The 13,991-nt window shown below is 64.1% G+C and carries 13 protein-coding genes; 11 read left to right on the top strand and 2 right to left on the bottom strand.

All coding sequences use genetic code 11. The features are described from left to right. Positions 1 to 11 precede the first annotated feature (11 nt). The 5 genes from rpoZ to hslU all read left to right on the top strand — a co-directional run bounded on the left by rpoZ (position 12) and on the right by hslU (position 5,507). Positions 12 to 233: a DNA-directed RNA polymerase subunit omega gene (gene rpoZ / locus KA261_11245; GenBank protein MBP7698373.1), complete on the top strand. Its 222-nt coding sequence runs from the start codon at positions 12 to 14 to the stop codon at positions 231 to 233. A 46-nt stretch (positions 234 to 279) separates the two neighbouring features. Then, entirely contained in the window at positions 280 to 2,577 is a 2,298-nt protein-coding gene (gene topA / locus KA261_11240) for a type I DNA topoisomerase (GenBank protein MBP7698372.1), read from the top strand. A gap of 119 nt (positions 2,578 to 2,696) precedes the next feature. Next, on the top strand, positions 2,697 to 3,611 hold the full coding sequence (locus tag KA261_11235) for a tyrosine-type recombinase/integrase (GenBank protein MBP7698371.1): 915 nt from the start codon (positions 2,697 to 2,699) through the stop codon (positions 3,609 to 3,611). A gap of 10 nt (positions 3,612 to 3,621) precedes the next feature. Next, complete coding sequence (gene hslV / locus KA261_11230; GenBank protein MBP7698370.1) at positions 3,622 to 4,158, top strand: ATP-dependent protease subunit HslV; 537 nt, start codon at positions 3,622 to 3,624, stop codon at positions 4,156 to 4,158. Beyond that, positions 4,155 to 5,507, top strand: coding sequence for an ATP-dependent protease ATPase subunit HslU (hslU, locus tag KA261_11225; GenBank protein MBP7698369.1), 1,353 nt, complete (start codon positions 4,155 to 4,157; stop codon positions 5,505 to 5,507). Before hslV ends, hslU begins: the two co-directional genes overlap by 4 nt. 24 nt (positions 5,508 to 5,531) lie before the next feature. Here hslU and KA261_11220 read toward each other — a convergent pair whose 3' ends face one another. Then, entirely contained in the window at positions 5,532 to 6,287 is a 756-nt protein-coding gene (locus KA261_11220; protein MBP7698368.1) for a cell wall-active antibiotics response protein, read from the bottom strand. 212 nt (positions 6,288 to 6,499) lie between these two features. On the opposite strand from KA261_11220, the gene argF reads away from it, so the two are divergent. The 6 genes from argF to KA261_11190 all read left to right on the top strand — a co-directional run bounded on the left by argF (position 6,500) and on the right by KA261_11190 (position 13,505). Beyond that, positions 6,500 to 7,402, top strand: coding sequence for an ornithine carbamoyltransferase (argF, locus tag KA261_11215; GenBank protein ID MBP7698367.1), 903 nt, complete (start codon positions 6,500 to 6,502; stop codon positions 7,400 to 7,402). A gap of 52 nt (positions 7,403 to 7,454) precedes the next feature. Next, a complete protein-coding gene (locus KA261_11210; protein MBP7698366.1) occupies positions 7,455 to 8,303 on the top strand; it encodes a hypothetical protein in 849 nt (282 codons plus the stop codon). A 143-nt stretch (positions 8,304 to 8,446) separates the two neighbouring features. Then, positions 8,447 to 8,878, top strand: a complete 432-nt coding sequence (locus KA261_11205) for a PaaI family thioesterase (protein MBP7698365.1) — start codon at positions 8,447 to 8,449, stop codon at positions 8,876 to 8,878. Continuing rightward, the gene (locus KA261_11200) at positions 8,787 to 9,542 is read left to right on the top strand and encodes a hypothetical protein (GenBank protein MBP7698364.1); all 756 of its coding nucleotides are present in this window, start codon (positions 8,787 to 8,789) and stop codon (positions 9,540 to 9,542) included. Before KA261_11205 ends, KA261_11200 begins: the two co-directional genes overlap by 92 nt. A 165-nt stretch (positions 9,543 to 9,707) precedes the next feature. Beyond that, a complete protein-coding gene (locus KA261_11195) occupies positions 9,708 to 12,440 on the top strand; it encodes a M20/M25/M40 family metallo-hydrolase (protein ID MBP7698363.1) in 2,733 nt (910 codons plus the stop codon). A gap of 249 nt (positions 12,441 to 12,689) precedes the next feature. Further along, positions 12,690 to 13,505: a hypothetical protein gene (locus tag KA261_11190; GenBank protein MBP7698362.1), complete on the top strand. Its 816-nt coding sequence runs from the start codon at positions 12,690 to 12,692 to the stop codon at positions 13,503 to 13,505. A 184-nt stretch (positions 13,506 to 13,689) separates the two neighbouring features. On the opposite strand, the gene rpsT is transcribed toward KA261_11190, so the two are convergent. Continuing rightward, positions 13,690 to 13,950: a 30S ribosomal protein S20 gene (gene rpsT, locus KA261_11185; protein MBP7698361.1), complete on the bottom strand. Its 261-nt coding sequence runs from the start codon at positions 13,948 to 13,950 to the stop codon at positions 13,690 to 13,692. Positions 13,951 to 13,991 lie beyond the last annotated feature (41 nt).

Below are 13,991 nucleotides of genomic sequence, written 5' to 3'. Positions count from 1 at the left end.
AGGAGACAGGCGTGAAGAAAGTCCCGATCGAGCAGATCGAAAAAACCGGCCTCAATCGTTATGAAGCGGTCATTGTCGCCTCCAAGTATGCGCGCAAGCTCAACACCAAGCGCCTCACCCTGTTGGAGCAGATGGAAGACAACCCGGAGATCGACATCGACTCCCGGAAGATTACCATGGTGGCGCTGAATGACTTAATCGAGGGGAAGGTCAAATTCGAACGCCCCCGCTGAGTTCACCCGTTAATTTCCGGCATCCCGTTCCGACAACATTGAAGGTATGGCGAAAAACCTGGTCATAGTCGAGTCTCCGGCCAAGTCGAAAACCCTCGCACGCTTCCTCGGCAAGGATTTCGACATCATGGCCACGATCGGCCACGTTATGGACCTCCCCAAGTCCAAGCTGGGCGTCGACGTCAAGAACAACTTCCAGCCGGACTACACGGTGATCGAGGGGAAGCAGAAGGTCATCACCGAGCTCAAGAAGGCCGCCAAGAAGGCCGAGACCGTCTATCTCGCTCCCGACCCCGACCGCGAGGGCGAGGCGATTGCCTGGCATGTCGCCAACTCGATCGGCAACAGCCATAAGGCCAAGTTTCGCCGCGTCACTTTCAACGAAATCACCAAGGGCGCAGTCCTCGAGGCGATCGCCAATCCGCGCGAGATCGACATGAATCTCGTCAACGCCCAGCAGGCCCGCCGCGTCCTCGACCGCATCGTCGGATACACCGTCTCCCCGTTCCTCTGGAAGACGGTCGCCCGCAACCTCTCGGCCGGGCGCGTGCAGTCGGTCGCCCTCCGCCTTGTGTGCGAGCGCGAAGCCGAGATCAACGCTTTCGTCTCCCAGGAATACTGGCAGCTCACAGCCGAACTCGAGACCGCCGGGAAGGAGCGTCTCGAGGCCCGCCTCTACAAGATCGGCGAGCGGAGCGTGGTCAAACCCGGCGATTCCAACGACAACGGCAACAAGATGTCGATCGGCTCCGAGAACGAGGTGCGCGGCTACATGGCGGAGCTGGAGAAAGAATCCTGGGTCGTCGCCGAGATCAAGAACACCGAGCGCATCCGCCGCCCCTCCGCGCCCTTCATCACCTCGACCCTTCAGCAGGAGGCGGCCAAGGCGTTCGGGTTTTCGCCCAAAGTCACGATGCGCCTGGCCCAGGAGCTCTACGAGGGGGTCGATATCGGGCAGGAGGGGCCGACCGGTCTGATCACCTACATGCGCACCGACTCGACGCGCATCGCCAACGAGGCCCTCAAGGCCGCCCGCGAACTGATCGCCCGCGACTACGGCAAGGCCTACCTGCCGCCCAAACCGCAGGTGTACTCGAAAAAGCAGAACGCCCAGGACGCCCACGAGGCGATCCGGCCCACCTATCTCGCGCTCCCGCCCGACAAGGTCAAGCGCTTCCTCAACGCCCGCCAGTTCAAGCTCTACAGCCTGATCTGGAACCGCTTCGTCGCCTCGCAGATGAACCCGGCCCGCTACGACGTCGAGACCATCGACATCGCCGCCGGCCGCTTCCTCTTCCGGGCCGCCGCGCAGCGGCTCACGTTCGACGGCTACCTGAAGATCTACCATGAGGAAGTTGAGGCGGATGACAACGGCAACGGCAACGGCGCCGCCGCGGCTCTGCCCCGGCTGGCCGAAAAGGATCCCCTCCGGCTCCTCGAGCTCCGGCCGAACCAGTCGTTCACGAAGCCGCCGGCCCGCTACTCCGAGGCCGCCCTGGTGAAGCGGCTTGAGGCCGACGGCATCGGCCGCCCCTCCACCTACGCCTCCATCATTTCCACCCTCCGCGACCGGAAATATGTCAAGCTCGAACAACGCAAGCTTGCGCCGACCGAACTCGGCCTGACGGTGAACAAGATCCTCGTGGAAAACCTTCCCAAACTCTTCAACGTCAAATTCACCGCCGAGATGGAGAAAGAGCTCGACCTCATCGAAGACGGCACCGATGACTGGGTGAAGGTTCTCAATGAGTTCTACGAGCCTTTCAAGAAATCCATCGAGGTTCTCAAGGGACGGCAGAAGGAAATCAAGGAGGCGATGACCGAGGAAACCGACATCAAGTGCGAGAAGTGCGGTTCGCCGATGGTCATCAAGTGGGGGCGCAACGGCCGGTTCCTCGCCTGCTCCGCCTACCCCGAGTGCAAGTCCACCCGCCCGCTTCCGGAAGAAGAGGCTGCCCGCAAGACCGATGAAGTGTGCGAGAAGTGCGGAGCGCCGATGGTCATCAAGACCGGCCGGTTCGGCCGCTTCCTCGCCTGCTCGGCCTACCCGAACTGCAAGAATACCAAGGCGATCACGCTCGGTATCGCCTGCCCGCAGGACGGCTGCAAAGGACAGCTTGTTGAAAAACGCACCCGCGGCGGCAAAATCTTCTACGGCTGTTCCGCCTACCCGTCGTGCAAGTTCGCCACCTGGGACAAGCCGGTGCCGCACCCCTGCCCGCACTGCGCATACCCCTTCCTTGTGGCCAAGGAATCCAAGGCGAAGGGCGAATACCTCCAGTGCCCCCGGTGCAAGGCGGTGATCGCCCCGGACTCGGTCGAGGCCCACACCCCGGCACACTAATTCGGAATCCCCGATCGGCTTCGGTCGCCCCGGGCCGGGCCCGCGCTCGAATCCGGCCGCCCGGTTGCCATCAATTGTATTGACCTCCCTCCGACCGCCCCGTATTTATACTCCCGCGTATGCTCCAGCAGGATCTGACCGCATATTTGGGCGCTCTCGCCGAGGAGCGCCGCTGTTCCCCTCGGACTGTCGAGGCCTACCGCCGCGACCTTGAACCGTGGCTGGCTTTTCTGGCCGAGCAGCACGCCGCCCTGCCGGGAGGCCGGCCGAACGACCCGCTCCTGCTGCGCGTCTACCTGCGGCGGCGGGCCGAAGCCGGCGTGTCGAACCGCTCGCTCGCCCGTTTTCTGTCGGCCCTCTCCGGTTTCCAGAAATTCCTGGCTGCCCGGGGAAGAGCCGAGGTCTGGCTGTTCAAACTCCCGCGGATGAAGTACCCGGCCAGGATGCCCCGGTTCCTTCCGCAGAAGGAGGCCGGGCGGCTGTTCGAGGAACCGCCGGCCCAACAGCCGGAGCGCACCTATTTCTACCGGCGCGACTTTCTCATGATCGCCCTCCTGTACGCCACCGGCATTCGCCGCGAGGAGCTGGCCGGCATTCGGCCGGGGGATCTCGACCTCCGCCAGGGGCTCATCACGGTCACCGGCAAGGGGAACAAGGTCCGCGTCGTCCCCATCGGCGACGCAACGCTCAAGGATGTGCGCGCCTACCTCGATGACCGCGCCCGATTTCTCGCCGACCGGGGCACCGCCTGCGACGCCCTGCTGTTGAACCGGTATGGCGGCCCGCTGTCGGTGCGGTCGATCGACCGCCTGGTGAAACGGTTCGGGCGGAGGTGCGGGCTGGATTTCACCCCCCACGCCCTGCGCCACTCGTTCGCCACCCACCTGCTGGAAAACGGCGCCGACCTGATGGTGATAAAGGAAATCCTCGGCCACGCGTCCCTCTCGACCACCCAGAAGTACACCCACGTGACCGCGGAAGCGATGAAGAAAGTCTACCGCAAGGCGCACCCGCGCTCCGGAAGCAAAGAGTGAAGGGGAGACTATGCGCACCCGTTCGACGACGATTATCGGAATCATTCACAACGGCCGCGCGGCCATGGCGGGCGACGGTCAGATCACGTTCGAGGACACGATTGTCAAGGCCCGCTCCTCGAAAATCCGCACCATGCGCGAGGGCACCATCCTCTGCGGCTTCGCCGGCACGGCCGCCGACGCCCTCGCCCTTTATGAACTGCTGGAGAAGAAGACCGACGAGTACGCCGGCAACCTCGCCCGCGCCGCGGTCGAACTGGCCAAAGAATGGCGGACCGACAAGGCGCTTCAGAGACTCGAGGCCGTCATCGCCGTCACCGACGGCCGCCACATTTTTCTCGTCAGCGGCAACGGCGACGTGATCGAACCCGACGACCAGATCGTGGCGATCGGTTCCGGCGGTTCGTTTGCCCTGGCCGCCGCCCGCGCGCTCGTCTGGGCCAACCCCAAACTGAGCGCCGACAAGATCGCGGTCAAAGCGCTCGAGATCGCAGCCGGCATCTGCATCTTCACCAACGCACACATCACTGTGGAAACGCTCGGATGAACCAGTCCTACCCCACGCCCCGGGAAATCGTCGACCACCTCGACAAGTACATCATCGGGCAAACCCAGGCCAAGAAATCGGTGGCCATCGCCCTGCGCAACCGCTGGCGGCGGCAGCAGGTCCCGGCGCCGCTCCGGGCCGAGATTCTGCCCAACAACATCATCATGATCGGGCCCACCGGGGTCGGCAAGACCGAGATCGCCCGCCGCCTGGCCGATCTCGCCGGCGCGCCGTTTCTCAAAGTCGAAGCCTCCAAGTACACCGAGGTCGGCTATGTCGGCCGCGACGTCGAGTCGATGATCCGCGACCTGGTCGACATCGGCGTCAACATGGTCAAGTCGGAGAAAATGGAGGAACTCCGTGCCCGCGCCGCCCGCGGCGCCAGCGAACGCCTGCTCGATTTGCTCCTGGCGCCCGCCGAACCGGAGGCTCCGGCCGGGGACGGCGGGGAACGGCCCGCCTCGGATTCGGTCCGCACCACCCGCGCGAAGCTCCGCGAGAAACTCATCGGCGGGGAGCTCGACGAACGCGAGGTCGAAGTCGAGGCCCCCCAGTCCCAGTTCCCCACCATCGAAATCTTCTCCCCCATGGGCATGGAGGAGCTGGGCGTCAACTTCCAGGAGCTCTTCTCCGGGCTGATGCCGAAAAAGACGCGCCGGCGCAAAATGTCGGTGCGCGAGGCCCACCGCTTCCTGACCGCCCAGGAACTCGACCGCCTGGTCGACATGGACGAGGTGATCGCCGAAGCCCTCGGCCGCGTTCAGGAAGCGGGGATCATCTTCATCGATGAAATCGACAAAATCGCCGGCGGCGGCGACCGCACCGCCGGTCCCGACGTTTCCCGCGAGGGCGTACAGCGCGACATCCTCCCTATCGTCGAGGGCAGCGCCGTCATGACCAAGTACGGCATGGTCCGCACCGACCACATTCTCTTCATCGCCGCCGGCGCCTTCCACTCGGCCCGACCCTCCGACCTTATCCCCGAACTCCAGGGGCGCTTCCCCATCCGGGTCGAACTCGACTCGCTGACCGCCGATGATTTCGAGCGCATCCTCACGGAACCCAAATCGGCGCTCGTGCTCCAGTACCAGGCGCTGCTGAAAACCGAGGGGATCCGGCTGGAGTTTCAGAAAGAGGCGGTGCGGCGCATCGCCGAGTTTGCCGAGCGGGTCAACAGCGAAGCGGAAAACATCGGCGCCCGCCGCCTGCAGACGGTCATGACCACGCTGCTCGAAGAAATCCTCTTCGAACCGCCGGAAAAGAAGAGAGTCGTGATTACCGCGAGGATGGTCGAGAAGACCCTCTCGGCCATTATCGAAAACGAAGACCTGAGCCGGTATATCCTGTAGCGGAAAGGAGCGCCGGGCGGCTTCCTACACCTGGTAGACCTTGATGTCCCCGAGGAAGCTGTTGGCGGCGATGTACAGCCGGCGTTCGGCGGCGGCGTAGTTGGCGGTCTGCGCGTCGAGATTGCTGCTGAAACCCGAGACCCGGCGCCCGAGCAAATCGATGTCGCCGATGAAATTCGAGCAGTGCGCGAGGACCGCCATGTCGGGCGGCAACAGGATCCGTATATCGCCGACAAACCCGGAGACGATCATCCGGCACAACCCCCCCTCCAGTCTGGCCCCGTGGACACGGATTTCCAGATCGCCGATTCCCATCGAAACCTCGACGTGCTGCACGGCGCGGTCCCGCAGATCGACGGTCAGATCGCCGATCAGCTTGCTGTAGCGGAGCTTCCCGTCCCGCATGACACCGTACTCGGGGGATTGGAACTGCGGTCCGCCGGCCGGGGCCGCCGGATCGGCCGATCCTCCTGCGGGTGCGTCGCCGGCCGGGGCCGCCGTGCTTTGCGCCCCCTCATGCGCCCAGAAAGTCTGCGGAGCCGGTCCGGCCGGAGAGGGCGAGGGCGGGGGCGGGGGAGGAGGGGCCGACGCCGCTTCGAAACTCAGCGCCGCATCCTGCTGCTTGCGCCGGATGATCAGCCAGATTCCCAGCGCAATGAACCCAAGCGGAACGAGGTAGCGGAGCACCTCCCCGACCGACATCACGTCCAGCGAATTCAACAGAAAGAGGAACCCCAGAAGGATGAGGATAATGCCAAATGTCGCGCGCCGTCCGGTCATCGTCGTCAACGTCCTTTCTCATCCCCACAGTTCATTACGGAATATCGGTCGCCCGGTTCCGGTTGGCAAGGGATTCGGCGGGCTTTGTCGGGCAGCCCGGGGTGACGACGGCTGTCCGGCCCCCCCCGACTTGACATCGCCCCAACCATCCTCTTTATTCCCCAAAACACGACTGAACACGGAAAAATGACACTACCGCATAAGGAGACGCCATGGCCCGCTCGCTCACGCAGATTACCGACCTGACGGCCGACGAGGTCCGCCGGATTTTCGACCTGTGCGCCCGGATGAAATCGGGGCAGATCGCCCCCAAGCCGCTCGCCGGCAAAGCGGTCGCCTGTATTTTCACCAAACCGTCGCTGCGCACCCGCATCAGTTTCGAAGTCGGCATCAACCAGCTGGGCGGCCACGCCCTCTACATTACCGACAACGAGATCAAGCTGGGTGAACGCGAGACGATTCAGGACGCCGCCCGGGTGCTCTCCCGCTATATCGGCATGATCATGATCCGCACGTTCAAGCAGTCCGACGTCGAGGGCCTCGCCAAGTACGCGTCCGTGCCCGTCGTCAACGGCCTGACCGACCTCGTGCATCCCTGCCAGATTCTCGGCGACTACTTCACCGTCATGGAGAGCTTCCCCGGGCGGGAGCGCTTCAAGATCGCCTACGTGGGCGACGGCAACAACATCGTCAACAGCTGGCTCAACCTGGCCTCGCTGATTCCCATGGATTTGCGGATCGGTACGGCCGCCGACACCCAGCCCGACGGGGCTATTCTCCGGCGCGCCCAGGCAAACCCGGCCAGCCGGGTTCTCCTCACCGAGGACCCTAAAGAAGCGGTCGCCGGGGCCGATGTAGTCTATACCGATGTTTGGGCCTCGATGGGGCAGAAACATCTGGCCGAGCAGAAAGCAGAGAAGCTGAAAAAATACCAACTCAACAGCTCCCTGCTGGCGCTGGCCGATCCGAAAGCTATCGTGTTGCACTGCCTCCCCGCCGAGCGGGGACGCGAGATCACCGACGAAGTGATCGACGGACCGCACTCGCGGGTCTTCGACGAAGCGGAGAACAGGCTGCACATTCAGAAGGCCATCATGACCTTCCTGCTCCAATAGCCTCTTCGGCCGGCCGCCCGGGAGGAGCTGTCTGCAGAGAAAGGAGACGCAGATGCGTTCTCACAGGTCTTTGTTCCTCTCGGGCGCGGCGCTGGCTCTGGCCGCGCTGGCTTTCATCTGGGGCTGCAGCGACGACGACGACAACCCGACCAAGTGGGGGAGCCTCGAGGATCCCCAGTTCCAGGCGGCCAATACCCAGTTTGAGGCGCTGCTCGACACCACCATTACCCAGTTCACCGAGGCCCTCGGGGCGATTCAGACCCTGCCCGCCAACGACGACGATCCGATTCACCATGGTCCCGGCGATCCGAACGGTATCACCGACTCCCTGATCGTCTCCTACAGCTCCGGCTGGCACACCATCCACCTGGAATGGCACAGCCAGAGCGGCTACATCGCCATCGTCAACGACTCGATCCAGTTCCTGCGCAACGGCCAGCCGACCCAGGAGGGCTCCGGCCTCGAGCAGCTCCTCTACCGCCACCGGTGGTCGTGGACCGCTCCCGACACCACCGTCACCTACATCAACGGCGCGGGCTACAGCCTGTTCGATTTTGACGGACTCCACACGCAGGAAGCGACCATCGACGGCGCCAACGGCTGCAGCGTCGAGACCAAGTTCGTCTTTGCCGACTCGGTCGTGCACTATGACTTCGCCGCGGAAGCGGCGCTCGACGACGTCGTCGTGACCAAAACCGGCCCCACCTGGGACCGCGGCTGCCCGACCTCCGGCCGGTTCACCGCGACCATCATGATGACCTACCAGCGCAACGACGAAGCGCCGGTGCCGACTCAGTGGAATTTCAGCGCGACATTCCACAACGGCGCCGTGCACGTCGTCGCCACCGCCAACGGGTACACCTGGACGTACGACGGCGTCGCCTGCTCGCAGGAAGGCTGACGCCCGCTGCGTACTCTCAATTTCCGCGCCCGGCCGCCGACCGCAGCCGGGCGCGAACTTTTTCTGCCTCGGCCTGCACGGTTTGATCTCCCCGACGCCATTCCATCGTTGACTTTGCCCGTCGCCGCCTCCTACTATCGGCTATGAGAGAAGTCCCCAAATATCACGGCTGCTTCGTCTGCGGCGACAAGAATGCCTGCGGACTGCAGGCCCGCTTCTTTTTCGACGGCGAGAAGGTTCTCACCGAGGCTGTGGCCGACGAACGATTCGAGGGCTATTGCGGCATTGGGCACGGCGGCATTACGGCGGCGCTGCTCGACGAGGTGATGGTCAAAGCGGTGTTGGCGGCAGATGTCTGCGCCGTCACGGCCGAAATGACCGTCCGCTACCACCGCCCCGTCTACACCGGCGACAAGCTCTTCTGCACCGGCCGGGTCGTTAAACAGAGGGGCCGGGCGTGGTTTGCCGAAGGCGAGATTGTCGATGCCGACGGCCGCCCCTTCGCCTCCGCCACCGGCAAATACATCGAGGCCGAAGAAGATTTCCGTCGCCTGCTCCTGCGCTCGCTCGAGTGACGGTGCGTTCCTCGGCAGCGAGCTGCACTCGGCCCGGCAAGCCGCTGCCGCTGCGACCCGGCAGGTTATCCTAAGTTCCGCCGCCGCCGCGACCTACGACCCCGCCGGGGCCCCCGTGGCGTCGGGCACAGGGATTGCTCAACGGTCGTGCATGGAAGCGCCGGTGTGTCCTCTCACCTGCTATCTTGCGCTGCGCCGCTGCCCCTTGGCCATTCCGGACCCTGCGGCCGATGATCGGATGGTCTCGGCAATTGTCAGCTTCGCCATCCCCGACTACGGGATTCTCTACCGGACGCGCATGACCGGCGATATCCTCGATCTGGAATTCCGCGCGCTCTTTGCCGTTCTCGGGTTCATTCAAAATCGCCTCGCCGGAGAGAAGATCGAGGCGGTGCGGATTCTGTCCTCGACTCCGGAGTTCATCTTCGCCCTGACCCCCGAGAGCCCCCACCTTCTTTCTAACCGAAAGCGCCGCAATCTGCTGCGGAAATTCTGCGGTGCCATCAAAGTCACCGCCGCCTATGTCAGGCAAGCGGACAATCGGGCCTTGCTCTCGCCGGCCGACCTGCCCGCCATGCCCCGGGGCGCGGAAATTGCGTTCTCCGAGGAGCCTGAGCGAAGGTCCGAAAGTGGTTCCCTGCCTCCATTCGGCGTCGATATCTAACAGCGCCGCGCTTTTTCTTCCATTGACAATCTGTTGTTACCGTATACCTTAGTTGTGATACGTCGTGTCCGCGGTGCGGTACTCGCAATAAACGCCTTCGCAATACGCACGTCTATGCTATGATGCAAATACCCAGAGGACCTCGGTCCGGAGGCTCGAAATAGTATGAAGAAATTGTTTGGTTCGCTTGCCCTGTTGCTGATCGCGGCGACCGGTTCGGCGACCGCCGAAGACATCGGGTGGATCACCGTGCGCAATCAGTTCCAGGCCGATCTGGCCGCGCAGGTGGTCGGCCCCGCTTACACGCGCGATGGCAACCGGTTTTTGGCCGGCCTCTCGGCAACGAAGGAGCAGCTCCTGCGGCAGTCGGGATTGGCGGTCGAGATTGTCTACACCGATGTCGATCCGGCGGGCGTGTACCGCGTCATGCCCAATGGACCGGCGCCGCGCGACCGCATGGATATGCAGGCGCTCGGCCAGGCAGTCCCGATCAACGAGACGATGTCGCTGCTCCAGACCGACCCGGCCGTTGCCCGCGAACTCTCCGAGCGGCGCGGCTGCCACGCCCAGGCGCTGACCACCCTGAGCGTCCGCTGGCTCTACCTGCCCACCACCGTCGCCACCGGTCTGCTGGATATCGACGATTTCCCGACCGACACCCTCATCAACCTCGTCAGCCAGGACTCCATCTTCGCCTTTGACGAGCGCCTCATGAACTTCCGGACCCGCTACATCTTCGCCGACTCGATCATCGCCGCCCTCAACTGGATCGTCCAGAAATTCCAGAGCTGGGGGTATACCGTCACCCTTCAGCCGTTCAGTTACTACGGGACCCACTACAACATCGTCGCGACCAAGCCCGGCTACGCCGAGCCCGACAAGACCATCGTGGTCGGCGGCCACTACGATTCGATCGTGTATGGCGACGGCACGGATCCGTACGTGTATGCGCCCGGCGCCGACGACAACGCCTCCGGCACCGTGGCCGTCATGGAAATGGCCCGCGTGCTCAAGGATGTTCCCCTGCGCAAGACGGTCGCCTTCATCCCCTTCTCCGCCGAGGAGGTCGGGCTGGTCGGCTCCGCCTATTCGGCGGCCCAGTTCGCCGCCCAGGGGACCGACGTCGAGGTGATGTTCAACTACGACATGATCGGGTACGATCCGAGCAACGAGCGTCTCATCGCCCTGAGCGCCGGTCCGGCCAACGGGCACTACCGCGATCTCCACATCGCCACCATTGAACGCCTCACCGACCTGGTCACGATGCCCGAGAACTCGCCCGGCGGGTCCGATCACCAGTCGTTCATCGATCAGGGATTCCCCGTCTCCAACAGCATCGAGGGGACGTTCAACTACCCCGGCTGGCACACCAACCTCGACCTGACCAGCGAGATGAATTTCCCGTTTTTCACGAAAGTAGTGAAAGCCGGTCTGGCCGCTCTCGCCATCGTCGCCAACTCCGCCCGGCCGACTGAAATCGAGCGTCTGGTGGATATGGGCGACGGCCAGTCGATCGAGGTTATCTGGAAGAGCTGCGATCCCTCCTACCGCTACGTCGTGCGCTGGGGGACAGCCTCGGGCGTTTATACCGATTCCGCCGTCGTCCCGCCGGGCGGCTGCTCCTATGTCGTCACCGGCCTCACCGAGGGCCAGCCGTATTTCTTCACGGCCGAAGGCAGCGTCGAGGACTCCTATCCGTCGATCTACTCCACGGAGGACAGTCTGACGCCGCTGGTGGTGCCGCGCCGGCCGAGCGCCCTGGTGGCCGACCCGGCGCTCCAGGCCATCGCCCTCTCCTGGCGTCCCAACACCGAGGGAGACCTCACCGGCTATAAGATCTATCGGAAAATCGAGGACTACGACTATCAGTTGCTGGCCGGGGGCGTCACCGGTCAGTCTTATACCGACAGCGCCATCGCGCCGCACTCCCTCTTCACTTACCGGATCTCCGCCGTCGACGGTGATGCCCATGAGTCGGAGCTTTCGCCCGAATCGGGCAACTATGCCGCCACGTTCGACGGCGGCATTCTGATCGTGGACGAAACCTCCCAGCACCCCTCGGTCCCGACCCAGGCGGGCCAGGTGGCCTTCTGGGACACGATCCTGGGGCCCACGCCGTATTCCCTTGAGGTGACCGATTTCGCCGGCGCCGCGCTTCGGCGCGGGATCGCCGGGCAGTACTCCTCGATCTTCTGGTTCGACGACGATTTCACCAACCACTTCCTGAAGACCTCACAGGACTCGCTCACCTGGTATGCCGGCTACACCGGCAATATTCTGGTCGCCGGTCTGCGCACCGTGCAGTACTGGACCAGCTCCGTCATCTACCCCGACGACTTCGTCTACACCGACTTCGGCCTCGCCTCCTGGACGGAGAACTCGGCCTTCGATTTCGCCGGCGCCCACGGGCAGAACGGCTGGCCCAGCCTGACGGTCCGCCCGAACGTCTTCAACAACCTGCCCTATGTGCCGAGTCTCCAGCTCGCTCCCGGCGCCACCCTCCTGTACACGTACAATTCGGCCACCGACAATCCGGCCCGCGAGGGCCAACCGGTCGGCATTCTGAAAACCACGCCCCACGGCGCGAGAATCGTGCTGGCGTTCCCGGTCATGTTCCTCACCGACTCCTCGGCCACGCAGCTGATGAACTTCGTCAAAGCCCAGTTCGGCGAATCCGGCAGCGTGGAGGAGTATGGGGACGTCGATGGTTCCGGGTCGGTGAATGTCGCCGATCTGACCTACTTCGTCGCGTACATGTTTCGGGGCGGGCCGCCGCCGCCGGTGCTGAACAACGCCGATGTCAACGGCGACTGCGAACTCACGGTTGCCGATCTCACCGCGCTCATCGGCTATCTGTTCCGCGGGGGACCGGCCCCGGTGGCCGGTTGCGTGGAGTAGGCTGCAACGACAAGAGGTCTCGGGCGAAAACATGGACCGGCCGGGAGACAGCCCCGGCCGGTCTTCTTTTGGGCGCAAGACCGCCGGAATCCGCCCTATGACCGGCTGTGCACAATCTGTGTCGGCCGCAGCCCCGGCCCCGAGTTTTGGCGCCCCCGCCGCGGCGCCGGGACACAATTCAACCTGTTGGTAATTAGACGCTTGTCTCAGCCCGGCAACGACGGCACAGGGCTTGCTCCACTTTCGCCCATGGAGTTTCACGCACTGCAGCACCTGCGTATCATCGATCAGGACCGTATCGCCCCGTTTGAATGGGATGATGGCGGGCGTATTGACCTGTCCCCTGAGGGGCCGGGGATCTTTCGCGACCCTCTGCTGGTCACCCCGCTGGAGGGCGACGACTTTCTTCTTTTGGATGATTCCCGGACCTACTACTCGCTGGTCGATGCCGACTTCGAGCACCTCCCGGTCCAGATCTGCACCCCGGTCGAGTTGATGGTGGACAGCGATCCGCTCAGCCTGACCCGGTTCACCCACGATGATCTCACCCGCGTCCTGGCCCGTTTCCCGGACCGGATTGAGATCCTCCCCGCCGAGAAAACCGTTCCCGACTCCCCCGACCATCTCGATCTCATATTCGGTTTTGTCGGCGCCGCGCCGATCCGCGTTCGGATCCGCCACTCCAGCCTCACCGGCTGTCCGGTGCCGTTCGATGCGGTCTTTCGGGCCATCCTCGAAAGCGGGGCTTTCTACCCGGTCGTCCGGGACGGGGGAGAGGGGGAGTGGGGCGACCACTCCGGACCGCACTCGGGGACGGTGAGCCTGCCGACCTTCACCCTCGAGGACCTTCGCCGGGCCGTGTCCAGCGGACGGCTTTTCCCGCCCGGTCTCATCCGGGTTCAGGCGGTGTGCCGCGTGCTCAACATCGACTTCCCCGTTCCCGTGCTCGCCGATCGGTCTACGCTTGAGCAGAAGCAGGCATTTCTGGCCGAGCTCATCGCTTTGCGGGCGCGGCGCCGCCGGATCGCGTGTTTTGACGGCCGGGTGTACATGCTCAACCGCTGAGTTCCCCTCCGGCGCCCGTCCGGGCGGCCGCGTTCTGCTCCCCTCTGAAAATACTTGTTGAAGCCCCTGCGCGCGCCCCGCTACTTTTCATCCCATGGAGAACTTCGCGCCGGCCGCCGCCCCAACGCCGAACGCCCGGCTGCGTTGCCGCGCCGGGCGCTGTGCTCGATCCGGTGTCGCCGGATCAGGCCGGTTTGCTCGCCGCGTGCCGCGCCAGCCGGGATTTGTACCGGTCGGCCGTGCGCCGGTGGAGCAGGCGGCGGGAGGCCGCCCGGTCGATCATCGAGACCACGGTGCGGTATTTGCCGGCGAGATCCGGGGCCCCGGGTTCCGTCGCCCGCAGGTCGCGGATGGCGCCGCGCAGGTGGGACCGCCAGGCCCGGTTCCGGTCCCGCTGCTTCTCCGACTGCCTCATCCGCTTGAAGTTCGATTTGTGATGCGGCATACTATCCTTTCACATCTTCCTTTGCTTTCAGAAATAACCTT

It is taken from the genome of Candidatus Zixiibacteriota bacterium (genome assembly GCA_017999435.1).
GTDB lineage: Bacteria > Zixibacteria > MSB-5A5 > GN15 > FEB-12 > JAGNLV01.
The sequence above is the reverse complement of the archived record's forward strand: the minus strand, read 5'-3'. Positions and strand labels throughout refer to the sequence as shown.

Bases quoted from the DNA above. Each gene is read 5' to 3' on its own strand.
- rpsT (MBP7698361.1), bottom strand. From the start codon at position 13,950: ATGCCGCATCACAAATCGAACTTCAAGCGGATGAGGCAGTCGGAGAAG.
- KA261_11200 (MBP7698364.1), top strand. From the start codon at position 8,787: ATGCCGACGGCCGCCCCTTCGCCTCCGCCACCGGCAAATACATCGAGG.
- hslU (MBP7698369.1), top strand. From the start codon at position 4,155: ATGAACCAGTCCTACCCCACGCCCCGGGAAATCGTCGACCACCTCGAC.
- KA261_11195 (MBP7698363.1), top strand. From the start codon at position 9,708: ATGAAGAAATTGTTTGGTTCGCTTGCCCTGTTGCTGATCGCGGCGACC.
- hslV (MBP7698370.1), top strand. From the start codon at position 3,622: ATGCGCACCCGTTCGACGACGATTATCGGAATCATTCACAACGGCCGC.
- argF (MBP7698367.1), top strand. From the start codon at position 6,500: ATGGCCCGCTCGCTCACGCAGATTACCGACCTGACGGCCGACGAGGTC.
- KA261_11205 (MBP7698365.1), top strand. From the start codon at position 8,447: ATGAGAGAAGTCCCCAAATATCACGGCTGCTTCGTCTGCGGCGACAAG.
- topA (MBP7698372.1), top strand. From the start codon at position 280: ATGGCGAAAAACCTGGTCATAGTCGAGTCTCCGGCCAAGTCGAAAACC.
- KA261_11190 (MBP7698362.1), top strand. From the start codon at position 12,690: ATGGAGTTTCACGCACTGCAGCACCTGCGTATCATCGATCAGGACCGT.
- KA261_11235 (MBP7698371.1), top strand. From the start codon at position 2,697: ATGCTCCAGCAGGATCTGACCGCATATTTGGGCGCTCTCGCCGAGGAG.
- KA261_11220 (MBP7698368.1), bottom strand. From the start codon at position 6,287: ATGACCGGACGGCGCGCGACATTTGGCATTATCCTCATCCTTCTGGGG.
- KA261_11210 (MBP7698366.1), top strand. From the start codon at position 7,455: ATGCGTTCTCACAGGTCTTTGTTCCTCTCGGGCGCGGCGCTGGCTCTG.